The sequence below is a fragment of the Paenibacillus sp. p3-SID1389 genome, from assembly GCF_025151705.1.
Lineage (GTDB): Bacteria > Bacillota > Bacilli > Paenibacillales > Paenibacillaceae > Fontibacillus > Fontibacillus phoenicis.
This window is the reverse complement of the sequence record NZ_JALXVO010000017.1, coordinates 53157-70345: the sequence shown is the minus strand read 5'-3', so window position 1 is coordinate 70345 and position 17189 is coordinate 53157. Positions and strand designations below refer to the sequence as shown.

Genomic DNA, 17189 nt, shown 5'->3' with positions numbered 1-17189 from the left:
CTTAGCGCTCCTCTCCCATTTTTACCGCCTGATGCACGCGCAGGCGCCGGATTTGCCAGAGTAGCAGGCCGGCTCCCATCAGGAGCATCACGAACACAACGACATAAAGCTGAAGCGTGTCTTGGTTATCGAATACGATTCGGAACGGCGGAACTTGCGTTGTGACATTATCCGCAGTTTGCAGGAACGGCAAGTATAGCTTGCCGGCAATCTTCCCGATCACGATCCCGAGCACGATGGATAAGCCTGCTGTCAAGATCTGTTCGGCCAGCAGCATAAACGTCAGCTGCTTGCGGGATAAGCCCATCGCCCGCAAAATCCCGAACTGGACGACCCGGCCCGATAAGTTGAAAAACCAGTACAACACGTACCCGATCAACGAAACGATGACCGAGACGAGGAAGCCGAGGCTTAAGATTCCAAATACGCCTCCCCGGGTTGGGTGCTTGCTTTGGGCCGCCAATTCACTGCGGACATCATCAACCGAATAAAGCTCAATTCCTTCCTCCGCCAGCTTCGGAATCAGCGGGGCGACTTTGGCCCCCGGCTTCATCTTCAGCCAGACTTCATAAGGAATAAGCGGAACTTGATCGTAGATATAGTCCAAATTCGCAATGATAAACGGCGTTTGATCCGGATATTGACTTGGCCAATACGGGATAATCCCGTATACGGCAAATTCCACCGCTTGCTCACCCAAGGCGACCGTGAACACGTCTCCCGGCTTCAGCTTGTATTTCTCCGCCAAGTTCGACGGGACTAAAGCTGCACTTTCATTCATCCCGAGAAAGTTCAAATAATTGTAGGGATGCGTGGGGAACAGGTCGTTCCGGAACCAGGCCACTTTGGCGAAATCGACATTGTCGATCCCCATTACATTCCCTTGGCCTGCCGAACGGCCGGAGATGATGATGTTCCCCTTCGTTTGGAGCACACGTGCCGCATGCTCGACGCCATCCAGCCTCCGAAAGATCTCAAACGGGGGCTCGGAATAGATCAGTTTGGACGGGGGTGGATTTTGCCCGCCGCCGCCAGGTACTCCACCCGGGTTCCCGCCGCCGCCCGGAGCTCCCGAGCCGCCGCCTTGACCTTGGCCGGAGCCTCCTTGTGAAGGACGGGTGATTTCCGGCGTGCCTTCCCATACTGTTCGCATAATCACATCCGCTCCATATTTATAGAGCGTCCGCTCCGTCGAATTCAGATCGATCGTCCGAGCAGCTGAAGCGTTATATACACCAAGCCCCAGCGTCAGAACGAGCAGAATCATCAGCGGATAATAGGAAGAAGACGACCTGGACAGTTGCGTCAAACTTAGATAGTAAGGAACCGGCAACCACTTTTTGCCGATCCAGCCGATCAGCTTCAATAACCACGGGAACACCCGCAGGAAAAACAGTCCGATGGAGAAAATCGCCAGCGCCGGTACGAAGAAGAGGAACGGTTGAACCTGCAGCTCATCCGTAGTCATCCCCGTCTGGAACGTCAGCATCTGCCGCTCATTAAACAGGTAGTACCCATAACCCGAAATCACCATCAAGACGATATCGATAAACCAGCGTTGCCAAAAGGGCGCCCGATCGGAGCGCGCTTGCTTCTGCTTCGCCTTGACAATCGAGGAACGGGCGAAGGAAATCGCCGGCAGCAGCGTCGACAAGATCGCGATCACAACCGCCACCGCCCCCAACACCAAGGCGTCGGCATTAAATCCTACCGGAATGGACTTGCGGTTCACGAACGTCAGGAAGCCGTCCGCCGAGCCGATGCTCTTCGACATAAACCAGCCGAGCAAAGGGCCTGCAATCAATGCAACCACACCAAGGATCAGGCTCTCAAATAAATAGATGAAAATAATCTGCTTCGTAGAAGCACCGCGGCTGCGCAGAACAGCGATGTCACTTTGCTGCTTGTCGAGCGCCTGACGAGCGTTCATCACGATGAAATAGAACACCATGGCAATCATCGGTGCCGCCAGGGTAAACAGCAGCGTCTGCATTTGCAGGCTCTGCTTGCGGAAGTCGTTCAGCAGACTGCCGAAGGAGACATCCACCTTCGTATCTTTCAGCTTCTGGTATAACTCCACGTTCAGCCGTTCCAGCGTATCCGACAGCGGTGACAGCTGACTCGTCTTGATCTCACCAAGATCAAAAGCGTAATACCAGCTGGAGCTATGCAGCGGAATCGACAATCGATTCAGCAGTCCTTCATTAAAGGCTTGATCCGAGATGTAGAAACTGTTCATCATCCCTTCAAAGCCTTGGTACCAATACGGATCATTCTCATTCTCCGGCTGGAAGGTGCCAACAATCTTCACCTTAAGCGTCACATCCACGCCGCTGTACACCGGATACTCCATCACATCGCCAACGTGCAGATCCTGACGGTACATCGCTTCCTCCAGCATCAGAGCCTCAAGCGTATCGCCATCCCCCTGATCCGAAAACAACCGGCCGCCGGATATTGTCACATGATCCTGTAAACCGCTCATGGACACGATGGACATCGTCCGCGTACGGCTCGCGTCAACCTTGGTTGGATCCTCCGGAAACACCTCCGTACTGCGGATGGATCTGGTGTTCACGTAAGCGTCAAACGGGAAGCCGATTTGCTCCGGCACCTCGTCGACAATGTATTGATTGACGGCGGATAGTGCACCCAAATCCGTCTTGGTACCGCCCGGCGCCTGGTAGCTCATGATCAACGAACCTGCGGGCAGCCCTTCGCTCTCCGCTTTCAGGGTGGTCGCAACGACCCGCTTCAGCGAACCGTCGGAATACATCGGAATGCTGACCGTAAACGAGACAGCGACGATGAGGCCCAAGAGTGTACTTAACGTCAGCCATTTCGTGTTCCACATTTTGCGGAACAGCAAGCGTAATAAAGGAAGTCCCATTAACGACCCACTACTTTCTGCCCCGGCGTGAGTCCTTTAACAATTTCCACGTCGGTCGAGGTTTGCAAACCTACCTCAACATCGGCTTCACGTTTCGAACCGTCTTCCTCTACAACCTGGACGTAAGTACGCGAGCCGATCGTCCGCAGGGCGGAAATCGGAATTAACACTGCGTTTTCCTTGCGTTCCGTTACAATGGACACGCTAAGCGGCCGTCCACGTTCAAGCCCCTCCGGCCATTTGTCCAGTTCCACGATCAGGTACTTATCGATCGTATCTCTCTCTGGAGGGGTGCCGCTTCCGCCGCCGTTATCGTTGTCGGACGATCCGGTATCCACCGGCATCACCTTCACTTTACCATCGAACACACCCATCGCATTAATATCAACCTTGGCTTTCATGCCAACGGCAATCTTCGCTAAATCCTCCTTGGCAAACTGAGCTGCCACTACCAACGAGGACGTGTCGGACAGCACGGCTACCGTATCATATGCTTTGATAGCGGCGCCTTTCTGGGCGGAGACGGAAATGATCGTTCCGGAGAACGGCGCACGGAGTGTGCCGTCGGCGATCGTTTTCTCCAAATCCTCCAGCTCTTGGCGCTGTTCCTCAAAGACGATGGCGGCCTCCTCAAATTCGATCGGGTCCTTCTCGTCCTTCGTGCGCAGCAGCTCCTTCATGGAGATTTCCTGCTTGCGGAACTCCAGCTTCTTCTTCCGCAATTCCTTCTGCAAATCTTCGACATCCAGCTGAATGAGGGCATCGCCTTTCTTGACTTTGTCGCCCGCCTTTACCAGCACTTCCTTCACGTGAAGATTATCCTCTGTGAAAAATAACGGCTCCTCGCGCTGGCTCATGATCTTCCCGACCGCGCTGACGCTAAGCTCGATCGTCTCCGTGCGCACCTCGTACTCCGGCTTCTTCGAGATTGTCGGCGGCGTGATCACCGGCAGGTCCTCCTCCGCCTCTTCGTCCGGCAGCAAGGCGCAGCCTGTGGACGCAATTAACGTCAGGGACAGGGCGAATACCCCAAGCGTTCGAACCAGCCTCATCCCCCCTTTTTTATTCGATAAATCTGCCATCCACCATTTCGTAAACATGGTCCGCTACCTCCAGGATTGTAGGATCGTGAGTGGTCATACAGATCGTCACGCGTTCGGTCTGTATGATGTTCTTGAATACTGCCATGACTTGTGCTCCCATTTGCGAATCGAGGTTGGCCGTTGGTTCATCCGCCAACAACAGCTTTGGGCGATGGGCGATCGCTTTGGCGATGGCCACCCGCTGCTGTTCGCCCCCGGATAATTCGAACGGGCGGTGAAACATCCGTTTCCCGAGCCCGACGAGCTCCAGGCAATGCTTAACGCGCGGCTTCCATTCCTGAGGCGGAACTCCTGCCATACGCAGCGACAGTTCGACATTCTCCCAGGCAGACAGCAGCGGAAGCAAAGCATAGGCTTGGAAAATAAAGCCGATCTGATTCCGGCGCAGCAATGTACGCTTATCGTCGTTCAGCTCATGAAGCGGCTGGCCGCGGAACCAGATTTCACCGGAAGTCGGCTGATCCAATCCGCCAAGCATGTTGAGCAACGTCGTTTTGCCCGAGCCGGAGCGGCCTTTGAGCATCACCAGCTGGCCTGAAAGCACTTCCATGTCAATTCCCTTCAATACCTGGATTTCTCCTCCGCCCACCGGGAATGATCGGTGAACGTCTTTGACCGACAGAATCGGTCCGGTCTCCCTCTCTGCCTCCTCCTCGTGCACATCTTGGGCTGCAATAACCTCGGCATCTGCTTCTGCTAAGGCCGTCTTCTCCACGGCAGCGGCGGTCTCCCCCTCCGCACTTTCCGGTACCGGAGAATCAGCCCCGGGCTGAACTTCGACTTTTTCTTTTTTGCGAAGCCATCGCATCATTGTGTATCGGTCTCCCATTTCCCTAATTTGTGCTTCTCCTCTTCTTCCTTTACTTCCTTTTCTTGGATTTCTTGGTCTAGTTGGCCTTGTCTAGCAATACATTCACGTCTTGCATTATAAACGAATTAGGATGGCAAAAAGTTACAAGGTTATTAACGAAATCGTTAAATTTTTACCATATTTTTCGCACTGATGAATGGTTACAATTCTGTTAGAATTAAGGAGATTTCTACTAATTTCGGCAAGGAGAACTACTTCATGAAAAAAAAGATTCCCATCCTGCTCGCGGTAACGCTCTTATTCACCAATGCCGTTCTTCGGCAAGAGCCGGCCGCTGCCGATCTCCCCTTTAACGATATTTCAAACAGCTATGCGAAAGACGCAATCCTCCGCATAAACGCGAACAATGTGATGAAAGGAACCTCAGGTTCAGAATTTTCTCCAACCCGCTCCATCACCCGGGCCGAGTTTATGACCACGTTGACGCGAATCTTTAAGGTGGAAGCGGCCAAATCCGCTGTTCCCGCCTATCGCGATGTACCAAGAAGCGCCTGGTACTACGGCACGATCCAAGCAGCCACGGAGCTTGGGCTTACCAACGGCTTGGGAGACGGGATCTTTAAGCCAAACCAGCCGTTAACCCGGCAGGAAGCCGCTTCATGGATCGTCCGCGCATTAAAACAAAACGCTGCCGGGAATTCGTCCTCCGGTTACAAGGATGAAGCGATGCTCGCGACTTGGGCCAAGCCTTCGGTCAGCTCGATTACCGAGCTTGGTTTGATGCAGGGCAGCGACGGATTATTTCATCCAACACAGCCGATTACCCGACAGGAGACCGCCGTTATCCTGGATCGCCTGCTGCAGGACACCCGATGGACCGATGCGCTCGCGGCTAACGCGAACGAGGCAATCAAGCTTGGTTGGCAATTCGGTCAATCGACCGAGGCCTACAAGAAAGCGGTGCTGAAATCGAACGTGAATGTGCTGGTGCCTCGGTGGTTTTTTCTCGAAAGTACCGGCAAATTATCCGACTCCAGCGTCCCGTCCCTCGTAACCTGGGCAAAAAATAACGGCAAACAGGTTTGGGCCATGGTCGGAAACCGATTTGATCAGGAAACGACACATAAGCTTCTGGCTTCCAGCTTGCTTTCTTCCGAAGCGATCCAAACCTTGAAGTCCTACGTTCAAAAATACGGGCTGCATGGCATCAACGTCGATTTCGAAAATGTCGCAGCTTCCGATCGAAGCTTGTATACGGCCTTTATCGCCAAACTGGCACAGGAGCTTCATTCCGTCTCTGCCGTCTTGTCCGTAGATTTACCGCCGGATCTCGACACCGACTGGTCGGACGCTTACAATTACACGGAACTGGCGAAGAGCGCCGATTACCTTGTGATTATGGCCTACGACGAGCACTGGGGCGGATCTGCCGCCGGTTCCATCGCATCGCTTGGCTGGGTGGAGAACCACCTTCAAAAGCTGCTCGCCCAAATCCCCTCCGACCAACTCATTATGGGGATGCCGCTGTATACGCGGGATTGGAGCCTAAGCAGCACTGGAGCTACGTTGTCTTCCGAGGACATCACCCTCGCGGATCAAAATAACCGGATCAACCAATACGGCCTGAAGCCGAAATGGAACGACACGTTGGGCCAGTACACCATGGAGTATCGCAAGAACGGCACGATCCACAAAATTTGGCTGGAGGATGCCCGTTCCCTTTCGGAGAAGCTGAGGTTAGGCGCGAAGTTGGGAGTGGCCGGTTATGCTTACTGGCACATCGGCGGCGAATCGCCGGACATCTGGACGAGTCTGAAAAACGCGGAGAAATACGCAGGATATTCGTTTAAGTAACAAGCAATCATATGTAAATCATACGTTAAAGAAATGACCACCTTTGAGACAGAGCGATGCTGTTTCTCTTGGGTGGTCTTTTGGTGAAGGGCTATTGTTTAGACAAAAAAACAGCCCCTGCTGGAGAGCCCTGCAAAAGTCAACCTAAAATCTGTAAAAAAACAAACCCCGTGCCACGTAGGTACTGGATTTGTTATATAATAAAAAGAAACCGAGAGAGATGGGACCATTGCTACAGTCTGCCAAACAAATGACGGCATCTTTCCATGCCGAACTATACAAACTCATTCCCGAAGACCATCAATTGCGTAAAATTCATGAAGTCATCGACTTCTCTTTCATTCATGAACTAGTTCGTTCTTCTTACTCTGAATATTATGGGAGACCGGCTAACGAGCCAGAGCTCCTGTTTCGTTTGCTGTTTTTGCAGGTTCTTACAATCTGTCCGACGAACGGATGATCCAAGAAGCGCAGGTAAACCTTGCTTATGCGGCAAAACGCCTATTCCGTGTCGTAGTCAAAAAGCATCCGAAGCTCGAAAAGAAACTCCCGCGGCTACCGGAGCTGAAGAAAGATCAGGAGGATGCGGATTTCGTGATTTGCCCGGCAGGTGAGCACAGTATTCGTAAAGCTGTACAAGGAAGCAAGAAAAGTGGCGAAAGCCGTTCACTTGTCTTTTACTTCGATACGGAGAGGTGCAAGACTTGCCCGCTTAGAGAAGGTTGCTTGAAACCGGGAGCGAAAAGCAAGACCTATTCCATTCGGATGGTGGCAGAGCACTTCAAGGAACAAATCGAATTTGAGAACAGTGATACGTTTAAAGAACGCATTCGCCGCCGACCGATCATTGAACATAAGAATGCCGAACTGAAAAGATTTCATGGGATGACCAAGGCCAAATACCGTGGTCTATTTCGCATGCGAATACAAGCCGTACTTACCGCTTTCGTGGTAAATTGTGAAGCGAATGGTAAAGCTGAAAGAACAAATGCAGCCCGCCTCTTAAAGGAGAACGGACTGCATTTATTTGTTTTATGCCACATCTTAGTCGGAAGCCCTAGCGTCTTATGCCCTCAACCCAAAATGAGGGTGTTTTGCAGGGCTCTTCTGCTGGGGGTTGCTAACATACACTATGCATTTCCGAAGGAAGCCGGGTCTTGCCGCCAGGACTTTAATAGCTCCAGGTCTTCCGGCTGAATATCCCCGCGCTGTACGGCCACATCCATCAATGCCGTATAGTTGGATAAGGTTTGCAGCGGGATGTCGGCTTCAGCAAACGCCTGCACCGCTTTGTCGAGCTGATAGCTGAAGATCGCCAGCACGGCCAACGGTTCTGCACCCGCATCACGCACCGCCTGCGCCGCTTTGATCGAGCTGCCGCCGGTAGAGATCAAATCCTCGATGACGACGACCTTCTGCCCTGGCTTAATCAGGCCTTCGATTTGATTCTCCTTGCCATGTCCTTTCGCCTTATCGCGAATATAGGCCATCGGCAGCCCCAGCTTCTGCGCCGTAAACGCGGCATGCGGAATGCCGGCCGTAGCCGTTCCAGCGATAACTTCGGCCTCCGGATAGTCTTTACGGATCAGTGCAGCAAACGATTCAGCGATTAGATCGCGGATCTGCGGGTAGGACATCGTGAGGCGGTTGTCGCAATAGATCGGCGATTTAATCCCCGAAGTCCAAGTAAACGGCTGATGCGGACGAAGCGCAACGGCTCCGATCTCTAACAGGCTGCTGGCAATTTGCGCTTCGACGGATTGGGTATTGGTCATGCTACATCATCTCCTTAATGATCGTCTCCGCGGCTTCTCGCGGGTTAGGGGCAGCGATAATTGGACGGGCAACGACGATATAGTCCGTGCCTTGCGCCATCGCTTCGCCTGGGGTTAACGTACGCGTTTGATCACCTTTAGGGCTGTTCGCTGGACGAATCCCCGGCGTTACCGTCAGGAAGGCTTGTCCGCACTTCTCCTTAATTGCGGTAACTTCCAGTGGAGAAGCAACCACTCCTTCCAAACCGGCCGAACGGGCCAGGTCCGCATAATGTACGACGGAGGCTTCAACTTCGCCCGGGATGCCAATCTGTTCATTCATCACTTGCTTGCTGGTGCTCGTCAGCTGCGTAACCGCGATGATCTTTGGCATCGTCAACGTCGGGTCGGCTTCCACCGCCGCCAGTGCGCCTTCTTTTGCCGCCTTCATCATGTCCAGCCCGCCGGCCGCATGCACGTTAAACAGGTCTACACCCAGCTTGGTGACGCTGTTCGCACCACCTTTGACGGTGTTGGGAATATCATGCATTTTCACATCGAGAAAAACGGAGTACCCCCGCTGCTTTAATTCCCGGATCAGTTCCGGACCCGCCGCATAGAACAGTTGCAGCCCCACCTTCATGTAACAAGGGATGCCCTCCAGCTCCTTCAGCAGCTTCCGCGCTTGCTCCGCATCAGGGAAATCGAGACCCACGATCAGCTTCCCAGCCGCTTCTTCAAACGAACGCAAATCCGCTCTCCTCCATTCATGCTTGCGGCTCCGAAGCATCCTGCTTCCGAGCCGCCTTTTTCTTTGTCCTCTAACAGACCTGAGAGACCTTATTTATCCATTTCCCGGCTATTTCCCGCTGTAACGGACTCCATGGACTTTATTCAGCCCTCATGGAGCCACTCAGCTGCGATTTAAGCGAAATAAGGTCTCCTCGGTCCGTTAGAAATCACCATACGCCTAAAATCAGGTCAATAACGCCTCTGGTGTCCGTTAGCGCCTGCGATTAAAGCGCGGGCATCGCTTGGGAAGAGAAGTTGATCGTCTCCAACATCTCCAGCAGCGCCCGAACGGTATCGAGCGAAGTCATGCAGACCACGCCGTTCTCCACCGCTTCCCGGCGAATCCGGAAGCCATCGCGCTCCGGTTCTTTGCCCTTCGTCAACGTGTTGATGACGAAGTGAGCTTCGCCGTTCCGGATCAGATCGAGGATGTTCGGCACCCCTTCGGACAGCTTGTAAACCGTCGTCACATGAATACCCGCCTCGATCAGCGCAGAAGCCGTGCCATCCGTAGCGATGATCTTGTACCCCAGGCGGTAGAAGCCGCGAAGCAGCTCAACCGCTTCTTGTTTATCCTTGTCGGCTACCGTAGCGATAATCGCCCCGGTTGAAGGAATCTTCATTCCCGCGCCGATCAAGCCTTTATACAATGCTTTGGCGTATTGCGGATCGCGGCCCATGACCTCGCCGGTCGATTTCATTTCCGGACCAAGCGTTGGTTCTACCCGACGCAGCTTCGCGAAGGAGAATACCGGCACCTTCACCGCAACCTGATGGCTTTCCGGCCACAGGCCATTGGAGTAGCCCAGATCGCTTAGTTTCGCCCCAAGAATACACTGGGTTGCAACATTCGCCATCGGAATGTTTGTCACTTTGCTCAGGAACGGTACTGTACGCGAGGAGCGAGGGTTCACCTCGATCACATACACTTCGTTGTTGTAGATGACGAACTGGATGTTCACCAGACCTACCGTCTTCAGCTCACGGGCGATTTTGACCGTGATTTCAACGATCTTCTCTTTCAGCTCTGCCGACAGATGCTGCGGCGGATACACCGCAATCGAGTCGCCGGAGTGAACGCCAGCGCGTTCGATATGCTCCATAATCCCCGGGATCAGTACTGTTTCCCCGTCGCTGATGGCGTCGACCTCTACCTCTTTGCCAAGCATGTAGCGGTCGATCAGGACCGGATGCTGCGGATTGATGTTCACCGCTTCTTCCATGTAGCGCAGCAGCTCCTGGTCGGAGTAGACGATTTCCATCGCCCGGCCGCCCAGTACATACGAAGGTCTTACCAGTACCGGATAACCCAGGGCTTGAGCAGTTCCAACCGCTTCTTCTACCGAGGTCACTGTGCTGCCCTTCGGCTGTGCGATGCCCAGCTTCGACAGGAGTGCTTCAAACTTCTTGCGATCCTCCGCCTCGTCGATGCTTTCCAGCGAGGTTCCGAGGATGCGAACGCCCGCCGCTTGCAGCGGTGCTGCCAAGTTGATCGCCGTTTGGCCGCCGAATTGGACGATGACGCCAACCGGCTTCTCCTCTTCGATAACATTCATGACATCCTCGAAGAACAGCGGTTCAAAGTAGAGGCGATCCGACGTGTTAAAGTCCGTGGATACCGTCTCCGGGTTGTTGTTGATGATTACCGCTTCGTAGCCGGCTTTTTGAATCGCCCAAACCGCGTGTACCGTCGAGTAGTCAAACTCGATGCCTTGCCCGATACGAATCGGTCCGGAGCCAAGCACCACGATCTTCTCTTTGTCCGTTTGAACGACTTCGTTCTCCGTTTCATAGGTCGAGTAGTAGTAAGGCGTAGAGGCTTCAAATTCAGCCGCGCACGTATCTACCATTTTGTAAACCGGCTTCAGTCCATGCTCCTTGCGGAAGCTCCTCACTTCAGCCTCCGTCAGGTGCGTGCCTGTCGGCTGTCCGGCGGCACGCAGTTCGGCAATCGCCCGGTCAGTAAACCCTAAGCGCTTCGCTTCATACAGCGTTTCATAGGAAAAGAACTCTTCTCCCGCAATCCGTTTCTCGAATTCCACCAAACGCTCGATTTTATCAAGGAACCACCAGTCGATTCCGGTCAGATCATGAATGAGCTGCAGCTTGTAGCCGCGGCGGAACGCTTCGGCAATCAGGAACAGTCGCTCGTCGTCCGCTTTGATCAAGCGATTTCTCAGCGTTTCATCGTCGATCTTCTCCACGCCTTTCAGATAGAGGCGATGCGTGCCGATCTCAAGCGAACGGACCGCTTTATGAATCGACTCTTCGAAGGTCCGGCCAATCGCCATGACTTCGCCGGTCGCTTTCATCTGCGTGCCCAGCTTGCGGTTGGCGTGAACGAATTTATCAAACGGCCAGCGCGGGATTTTGCTGACGATGTAGTCCAGCGTCGGCTCGAAGCAGGCGTATGTCTGCCCCGTAACCGGGTTGATGATTTCGTCCAGCGTGTAGCCCAGCGCGATTTTGGCTGCCATTTTCGCGATCGGATAACCCGTCGCTTTAGACGCGAGCGCCGACGAACGGCTGACCCGCGGATTTACTTCGATGACGTAGTATTGGAAGCTTTGCGGATCCAGTGCGAACTGCACGTTACAGCCGCCTTCGATGTTCAGCGCGCGGATAATCTTCAGCGAAGCCGAACGGAGCATTTGATACTCGCGGTCAGACAGCGTTTGGCTTGGCGCAACGACGATACTGTCCCCGGTATGTACGCCCACCGGGTCGAAGTTCTCCATGTTGCAGACAACGATACAGTTGTCGTTCGCATCGCGCATCACTTCGTATTCGATTTCCTTCATGCCGGCGATCGATTTCTCGATCAAGCATTGGCCGATCGGGCTGTAACGAATCCCCGACGCTACCGTCTCGCGCAGCTCCTCTTCCGTAGCGCAGATCCCGCCGCCGGTACCGCCCAGCGTATACGCCGGACGAACGATTACCGGATAGCCAATTTCGTTTGCGAATTCCAGCGCTTCTTCCACCGAGGTGATGATCGCGCTTTCCGGCACCGGCTGCTCCAGCTCGCGCATCAGCTCGCGGAACAGGTCGCGGTCTTCCGCTTTCTCAATCGAGGTCAGCTGTGTGCCAAGGAGCTTCACATTCTCGCGCTCCAGCACGCCTGCGCGGGCCAGCTCCACCGCCATGTTCAGACCGGTTTGCCCGCCGAGCGTGGGCAGCAAGCCGTCCGGCCGCTCCTGGCGAATGATTTGGGTGACGAATTCCAGCGTGATCGGTTCAATATAAACCTTGTCGGCCATGTTGGTGTCGGTCATGATCGTCGCCGGGTTGCTGTTGATCAGCACCACCTCGACGCCCTCTTCCTTCAGCGCTTGGCAAGCTTGCGTTCCGGCGTAATCGAACTCAGCCGCCTGACCGATAACGATCGGTCCGGAACCGATGACGAGAATTTTCTTAAGGTCTTTGTTGATCGGCATTGATTTACAGTTCTCCTTTCGCAGCGGCCATCAGTTCGGCTTGGCGAGGCTTTTGCGGATTTTGCCGCTTGTGCTCGCGGATCATCTCGATGAATCGGTCGAACAGGTAGCTGTTATCGTACGGTCCCGGTGCCGCCTCTGGGTGGTATTGCACAGAGAAGGCCGGGTATTTCTTATGCTTCAAGCCTTCGATGGTTTTGTCATTGTTGTTGATATGCGTCACTTCCAGCTCCGTCCCCGCGATGGACGCTTCGTTGACGGTGTATCCATGGTTTTGCGACGTGATGTAGCAGCGGCCGGTGGCCAGCTCTTTCACCGGGTGGTTCCCGCCGCGATGGCCAAATTTCAGCTTTTCCGTATCGGCGCCGCAGGCGAGGGCAAACAGCTGGTGACCCAGGCAAATGCCGAAGATCGGGTATTCGCCAAGCAGCTCGGAAATCATCTTCACCGCATGCGGCACGTCTTTCGGGTCCCCCGGTCCGTTCGACAGCTGGATCCCGTCTGGATGCAGGCGGCGGATTTCATCCGCGGTCGTATCATGCGGGACGATCACCACGTCGCAGTCGCGTTTGTTCAGCTCGCGCAGAATGCCGCTTTTCGCGCCGAAGTCGACCAGCACGATGCGTTCCTTCGAGCCGGGACTGCTGTACACGTGCTTCGTCGAGGTTTGCGCCACTTGATTGCGCAGCTCGGCGATGCTGGTCGCCAGCATCATTTCTTTTAATTCCTCCACCGATTTATTTGAGGTCGTCAAAATCCCTCTCATCGTCCCCTGATGGCGGATAAGTCGCGTCAGCATGCGCGTATCGATGTCGGCAATGCCGGGAATTCCGTATTCCTTCAGCAGGTCACCCAAATTGTACTGTGCCCGCCAGTTGCTTGGGGTCGGTTCATAGCGGCGAACGACAAAGCCGTGGATCGACGGCGTAATCGATTCAAAGTCATCGCGCGAAATGCCGTAGTTCCCGATCAGCGGATACGTCATCGTAACGATTTGTCCGCAATAGGAAGGATCCGACAGCACCTCTTGGTACCCCGTAATTCCCGTATTAAAAACGACCTCGCCGGTTTTGTCTCCTTCCGCTCCGAATGAGGTTCCGGTAAACAACGTGCCGTCCTCCAACAATAGTCTTGCCTGCATCCTGAAGCACTCCTTTATCCATAAGCTTAACTACTATTTTCTTATCCGCCCGTTAACGGGTCAGTTCTCGTTCATCGTTCCATACCAGTCTTCCTCGGACGATCGTTGCGACCGGCCAGCCCTTCAGCTTCCAACCGGCAAACGGGGTGTTGCGTCCCTTTGAGGCGAAGTCCTCAGGATCAACCGTCCGTTCCGCCTCCAGATCAACGATCGTCAGATCCGCTGGAGCTCCTGGAACCAAACGTCCGGCTTCCAGGCCAAACACCCGCGCCGGATCCGCAGTCATCCGCTGCACCAGCATCTCCAGACTCCAGCGGCCAGTTGCCACAAACTTCGTATACAGCAGCGGGAAGGCCGTCTCAAAACCAACGATGCCAAACGGTGCCAGCTGCATGCCTTTCGCTTTTTCCTCTTCGCTGTGCGGAGCATGGTCCGTTACGATGATGTCGATCGTGCCGTCCTCCAGCGCGGCGATGCAGGCTTCCACATCTCGGCGGGAACGCAGCGGCGGGTTCATTTTCCAGTTGGCATCCAATCCGGGGATATCCTCCTCCGACAAAACCAGATGGTGCGGACACACCTCCGCGGTGACGTTGATGCCAAGCTGCTTCGCCTGACGAATCAGCCGAATCGACTGCTCCGTGCTGACGTGGCACACATGGTAGTGAACCCCGGTCGCTTCCGCCAGCAAAATATCCCGCCCGACATGAATCGCCTCCGATTCGTTCGGGATCCCTTTCAGTCCGTGCTTGCGGGCGAATTCCCCTTCAGCCACCGGCGCACCTTCCACCAGTGAATTGTCTTCGCAGTGGGCAATCACCGGCATCCCAAGCGCAGCGGCCTGCCGCATCGCATCCTTCATCATTTGCGCGCTTTGCACGCCCACGCCGTCATCGGTGAAGCCGATAGCACCGGCCTCTTTCAAAGCGGCAAAGTCCGTCAGCTCGCGGCCCAGCTCGCTTTTGGTGATCGCCGCATAAGGCAGCACGTTCACCAGCCCGGCTTCCTCAGCCTTCTGCTTCACATAGCGGACTGTGTCCGGATTGTCGGTCACCGGCCGAGTGTTCGGCATGCAAGCGATGGTGGTGAATCCCCCTTTCGCTGCCGAACGCGAACCGCTTTCGATCGTTTCTTTATGTTCATACCCCGGTTCCCGCAAATGGACGTGCATATCGATAAATCCCGGAGTGACCAGTCTGCCTCCTGCATCGATCACCTGCGTCCCTTCCTCGGCGACCGGCTGCTCAATGGGTCCGGTTTTCTCGATGTTCGAGATCACTCCGTTTTCGATGACGATTTGAGCGAATTCTTGTTCTCCTTGTTCGTTTAAGATCTTGGCATTCATTACGACAAGCCGCATTCTGTTTTCTCCCCCCGCTGATTTTGAAGTACGATCCGAAAAATAACGTCCATCGCCCGTCGCCTAAGCTTCCAGGCACTCTACCTATTTGCTACAGCAAAGCGCGTTCCAGAACCGCCATGCGGATTGGAACCCCGTTTTGCATCTGCTTGAAGATGCGGGATTGCGGGTGCTCCACCACCGCATCGTCGATCTCAACGCCCCGGTTCACTGGTGCCGGGTGCATGATCAGCGCGTGCGGCGCAAGGCTCGCGGCCCGCTCCTCCGTCAAGCCGTAATGCAGTCGATATTCTTCGGCCGACTTAATCAGCCCGCCAACATGGCGTTCCAGCTGCACTCGCAGCATCATCACCACATCGGCGCAAAGCGCTTCGTCCATCGGAACGTAAGGCGCATACGCGCTGAGCTCCGGTGCTTGCATATTGTCCGGCGCGCACAGCTTCACTTCGGCGCCGAATTTTTGCAGCGCCCACAGATTCGAACGTGCAACCCGGCTATGCTTGATATCCCCGATGATCGATACCTTCAGCCCGCCGAGTTCCCCGAAGTGCTGCCTCATCGTATATAGATCCAGCAGCGCTTGCGTCGGGTGCTCATTGTTGCCGTCTCCGGCATTCACCAGCGGTACGGATACCCGCTTCGCCAGCTCCTCCAACACACCGATCGGCTTCAGCCGGATGACTCCAGCGTCAATGCCCATCGATTCCAACGTGCGAACCGTATCGTAAATCGACTCGCCTTTCTCTACGCTAGAGGCGGCTGCCGCGAAGTTCAGCACCTGAGCACCCAGCCGTTTCTCCGCCATCTCGAATGAGAAGCGGGTGCGCGTACTGTTTTCGAAAAACATATTCGCAACAAAGTGCTCCTTCAACACCGGAATCATCTTCTCTTCCTTAGCATCCCAGTAGGCAGCCCGGTCGAGAATCGAGGAAATTTCCGCTGCGCTTAACTCCTTCAGCCCGAGGAGGCTGCGTTCCTTCAGTGCAGTTGCCGTCAGCGCCATCTTAGTTCCCCTCCCGTGCATGCAGGATGCGAACCAGATCAGTGCCGTCATGCTCGGTCAAGAGCACCTCGATTTCTTCCGATCGCGATGTTGGTACGTTCTTGCCAACGTAATCAGCTCGGATCGGCAGTTCCCGATGTCCCCGGTCAGCGAGTACCGCTAACTGGATCGACTCCGGACGACCGCAATCCATGATCGCGTCCATGGCTGCACGAATCGTACGGCCTGTGTAGAGAACATCGTCGAACAGGATCACTTTTTTGCCTTGAATCGAGACCGGGAACGTGGCTTTGGCCGCCCCTTGAGTAGCCTCCACTTTGTCATCGCGGTAGTTTGTTACGTCAAGCTCGCCCCATGGAATTGCGGTTCCTTCAATACTCTCCAAGCGCTCAGCCAGCCGTTTTGCGAGGTAAACTCCTCTGGTTTTGATGCCGGCCAATACACAGCCCTCGATGCCTTTGTTGCGTTCCAAAATTTCATGTGCAATTCTTGTCAGTGCCCTCCGAATCGCGGTTTCGTCCATAATGATATGACTTTCGTTGCTCACAGCTGCGACCTCCTTAGGGATAGGGTCACCTTGCATCGGTCCGTGATAGGCGCATAAAAAAACTCCCTGCCCGTATATCCAGGCAAGGAGTCTTCAGCCATAGTGTACCTATGACTATCATGTAGGATTTGGGCACAGAGAACCGACTTAAATAAGCGCAGTTCGCCCATTTCCCCACTCACGTTACCTTGCCAGCCTCACGGGACTGAATTAAAGGTGCTTATGGTTTACATGAATTATGACAGAATGAAAATAGCCTGTCAAGACACCCTGCCGAGTTTGTAACCTCCCGATACTGAGGTTGATTCTTCCCCCGTGTGAAGCCTGCTGTGATGCGGTTGTTAATAATTATACATTCAATGTAATATTTATTCAACAGTTAGTTTTCCCGGCTTATCCTTGATCTGAAGCCGTTTAACCCGTGTGCTCTCCCCGCCAGATCCCTGCATAAATTTCCTAACATGTTGAATATTTAACCGGGATGTTTGGGGAATGGT

11 protein-coding genes and 1 pseudogene are annotated in these 17189 nt (G+C 54.3%); 2 read left to right on the top strand and 10 right to left on the bottom strand.

The annotated features are described in order from the left end of the window. Window position 1 precedes the first annotated feature (1 nt). Genes M3G15_RS09520 through M3G15_RS09510 form a run of 3 tightly spaced genes read right to left on the bottom strand, consistent with a single transcriptional unit; the run spans window position 2 to window position 4804 of the window. A complete protein-coding gene (locus M3G15_RS09520; RefSeq protein WP_260070731.1) occupies window positions 2-2890 on the bottom strand; it encodes an ABC transporter permease in 2889 nt (962 codons plus the stop codon). Continuing rightward, the gene (locus tag M3G15_RS09515) at window positions 2890-3990 is read right to left on the bottom strand and encodes an efflux RND transporter periplasmic adaptor subunit (protein WP_009225639.1); all 1101 of its coding nucleotides are present in this window, start codon (window positions 3988-3990) and stop codon (window positions 2890-2892) included. The genes M3G15_RS09520 and M3G15_RS09515 overlap by 1 nt, the downstream gene beginning before the upstream one ends. Next, the gene (locus M3G15_RS09510; protein WP_009225638.1) at window positions 3953-4804 is read right to left on the bottom strand and encodes an ABC transporter ATP-binding protein; all 852 of its coding nucleotides are present in this window, start codon (window positions 4802-4804) and stop codon (window positions 3953-3955) included. The genes M3G15_RS09515 and M3G15_RS09510 overlap by 38 nt, the downstream gene beginning before the upstream one ends. A gap of 258 nt (window positions 4805-5062) precedes the next feature. Here M3G15_RS09510 and M3G15_RS09505 point away from each other — a divergent pair, with 258 nt between their 5' ends. Both M3G15_RS09505 and M3G15_RS09500 read left to right on the top strand, forming a co-directional pair. Beyond that, window positions 5063-6658 (top strand): S-layer homology domain-containing protein, encoded by a 1596-nt coding sequence (locus M3G15_RS09505; RefSeq protein ID WP_260070730.1) that lies wholly within the window; start codon window positions 5063-5065, stop codon window positions 6656-6658. A gap of 229 nt (window positions 6659-6887) precedes the next feature. Continuing rightward, window positions 6888-7664 (top strand): annotated as a pseudogene (locus tag M3G15_RS09500) (transposase). A 124-nt stretch (window positions 7665-7788) separates the two neighbouring features. On the opposite strand, the gene pyrE reads toward M3G15_RS09500, so the two are convergent. The 7 genes from pyrE to pyrR form a co-directional block, all read right to left on the bottom strand. Continuing rightward, window positions 7789-8433 carry an orotate phosphoribosyltransferase gene (gene pyrE / locus M3G15_RS09495; RefSeq protein ID WP_260070729.1) on the bottom strand — a complete coding sequence of 215 codons (645 nt, stop codon included), beginning with the start codon at window positions 8431-8433 and terminating at the stop codon, window positions 7789-7791. A 1-nt stretch (window position 8434) separates the two neighbouring features. Further along, window positions 8435-9202 carry an orotidine-5'-phosphate decarboxylase gene (pyrF, locus tag M3G15_RS09490; protein ID WP_127575421.1) on the bottom strand — a complete coding sequence of 256 codons (768 nt, stop codon included), beginning with the start codon at window positions 9200-9202 and terminating at the stop codon, window positions 8435-8437. 226 nt (window positions 9203-9428) lie between these two features. Continuing rightward, window positions 9429-12641, bottom strand: a complete 3213-nt coding sequence (gene carB / locus M3G15_RS09485) for a carbamoyl-phosphate synthase large subunit (RefSeq protein ID WP_260070728.1) — start codon at window positions 12639-12641, stop codon at window positions 9429-9431. 4 nt (window positions 12642-12645) lie between these two features. Further along, entirely contained in the window at window positions 12646-13782 is a 1137-nt protein-coding gene (carA, locus tag M3G15_RS09480) for a glutamine-hydrolyzing carbamoyl-phosphate synthase small subunit (RefSeq protein WP_009225631.1), read from the bottom strand. A gap of 52 nt (window positions 13783-13834) precedes the next feature. Beyond that, entirely contained in the window at window positions 13835-15142 is a 1308-nt protein-coding gene (locus M3G15_RS09475; protein WP_260070727.1) for a dihydroorotase, read from the bottom strand. Between the two features lie 91 nt (window positions 15143-15233). Next, window positions 15234-16145 carry an aspartate carbamoyltransferase catalytic subunit gene (locus tag M3G15_RS09470; RefSeq protein ID WP_260070726.1) on the bottom strand — a complete coding sequence of 304 codons (912 nt, stop codon included), beginning with the start codon at window positions 16143-16145 and terminating at the stop codon, window positions 15234-15236. Between the two features lies 1 nt (window position 16146). Continuing rightward, a complete protein-coding gene (pyrR, locus tag M3G15_RS09465; RefSeq protein ID WP_016311533.1) occupies window positions 16147-16692 on the bottom strand; it encodes a bifunctional pyr operon transcriptional regulator/uracil phosphoribosyltransferase PyrR in 546 nt (181 codons plus the stop codon). Between the last annotated feature and the right edge of the window lie 497 nt (window positions 16693-17189).

Excerpts from the sequence above, each read along its gene's own strand:
- carA (WP_009225631.1), bottom strand. The coding sequence starts at position 13,782 with ATGCAGGCAAGACTATTGTTGGAGGACGGCACGTTGTTTACCGGAACC.
- M3G15_RS09470 (WP_260070726.1), bottom strand. The coding sequence starts at position 16,145 with ATGGCGCTGACGGCAACTGCACTGAAGGAACGCAGCCTCCTCGGGCTG.
- carB (WP_260070728.1), bottom strand. The coding sequence starts at position 12,641 with ATGCCGATCAACAAAGACCTTAAGAAAATTCTCGTCATCGGTTCCGGA.
- M3G15_RS09520 (WP_260070731.1), bottom strand. The coding sequence starts at position 2,890 with ATGGGACTTCCTTTATTACGCTTGCTGTTCCGCAAAATGTGGAACACG.
- pyrE (WP_260070729.1), bottom strand. The coding sequence starts at position 8,433 with ATGACCAATACCCAATCCGTCGAAGCGCAAATTGCCAGCAGCCTGTTA.
- M3G15_RS09510 (WP_009225638.1), bottom strand. The coding sequence starts at position 4,804 with ATGATGCGATGGCTTCGCAAAAAAGAAAAAGTCGAAGTTCAGCCCGGG.
- M3G15_RS09475 (WP_260070727.1), bottom strand. The coding sequence starts at position 15,142 with ATGCGGCTTGTCGTAATGAATGCCAAGATCTTAAACGAACAAGGAGAA.
- pyrF (WP_127575421.1), bottom strand. The coding sequence starts at position 9,202 with ATGCTTCGGAGCCGCAAGCATGAATGGAGGAGAGCGGATTTGCGTTCG.
- M3G15_RS09515 (WP_009225639.1), bottom strand. The coding sequence starts at position 3,990 with ATGTTTACGAAATGGTGGATGGCAGATTTATCGAATAAAAAAGGGGGG.
- M3G15_RS09505 (WP_260070730.1), top strand. The coding sequence starts at position 5,063 with ATGAAAAAAAAGATTCCCATCCTGCTCGCGGTAACGCTCTTATTCACC.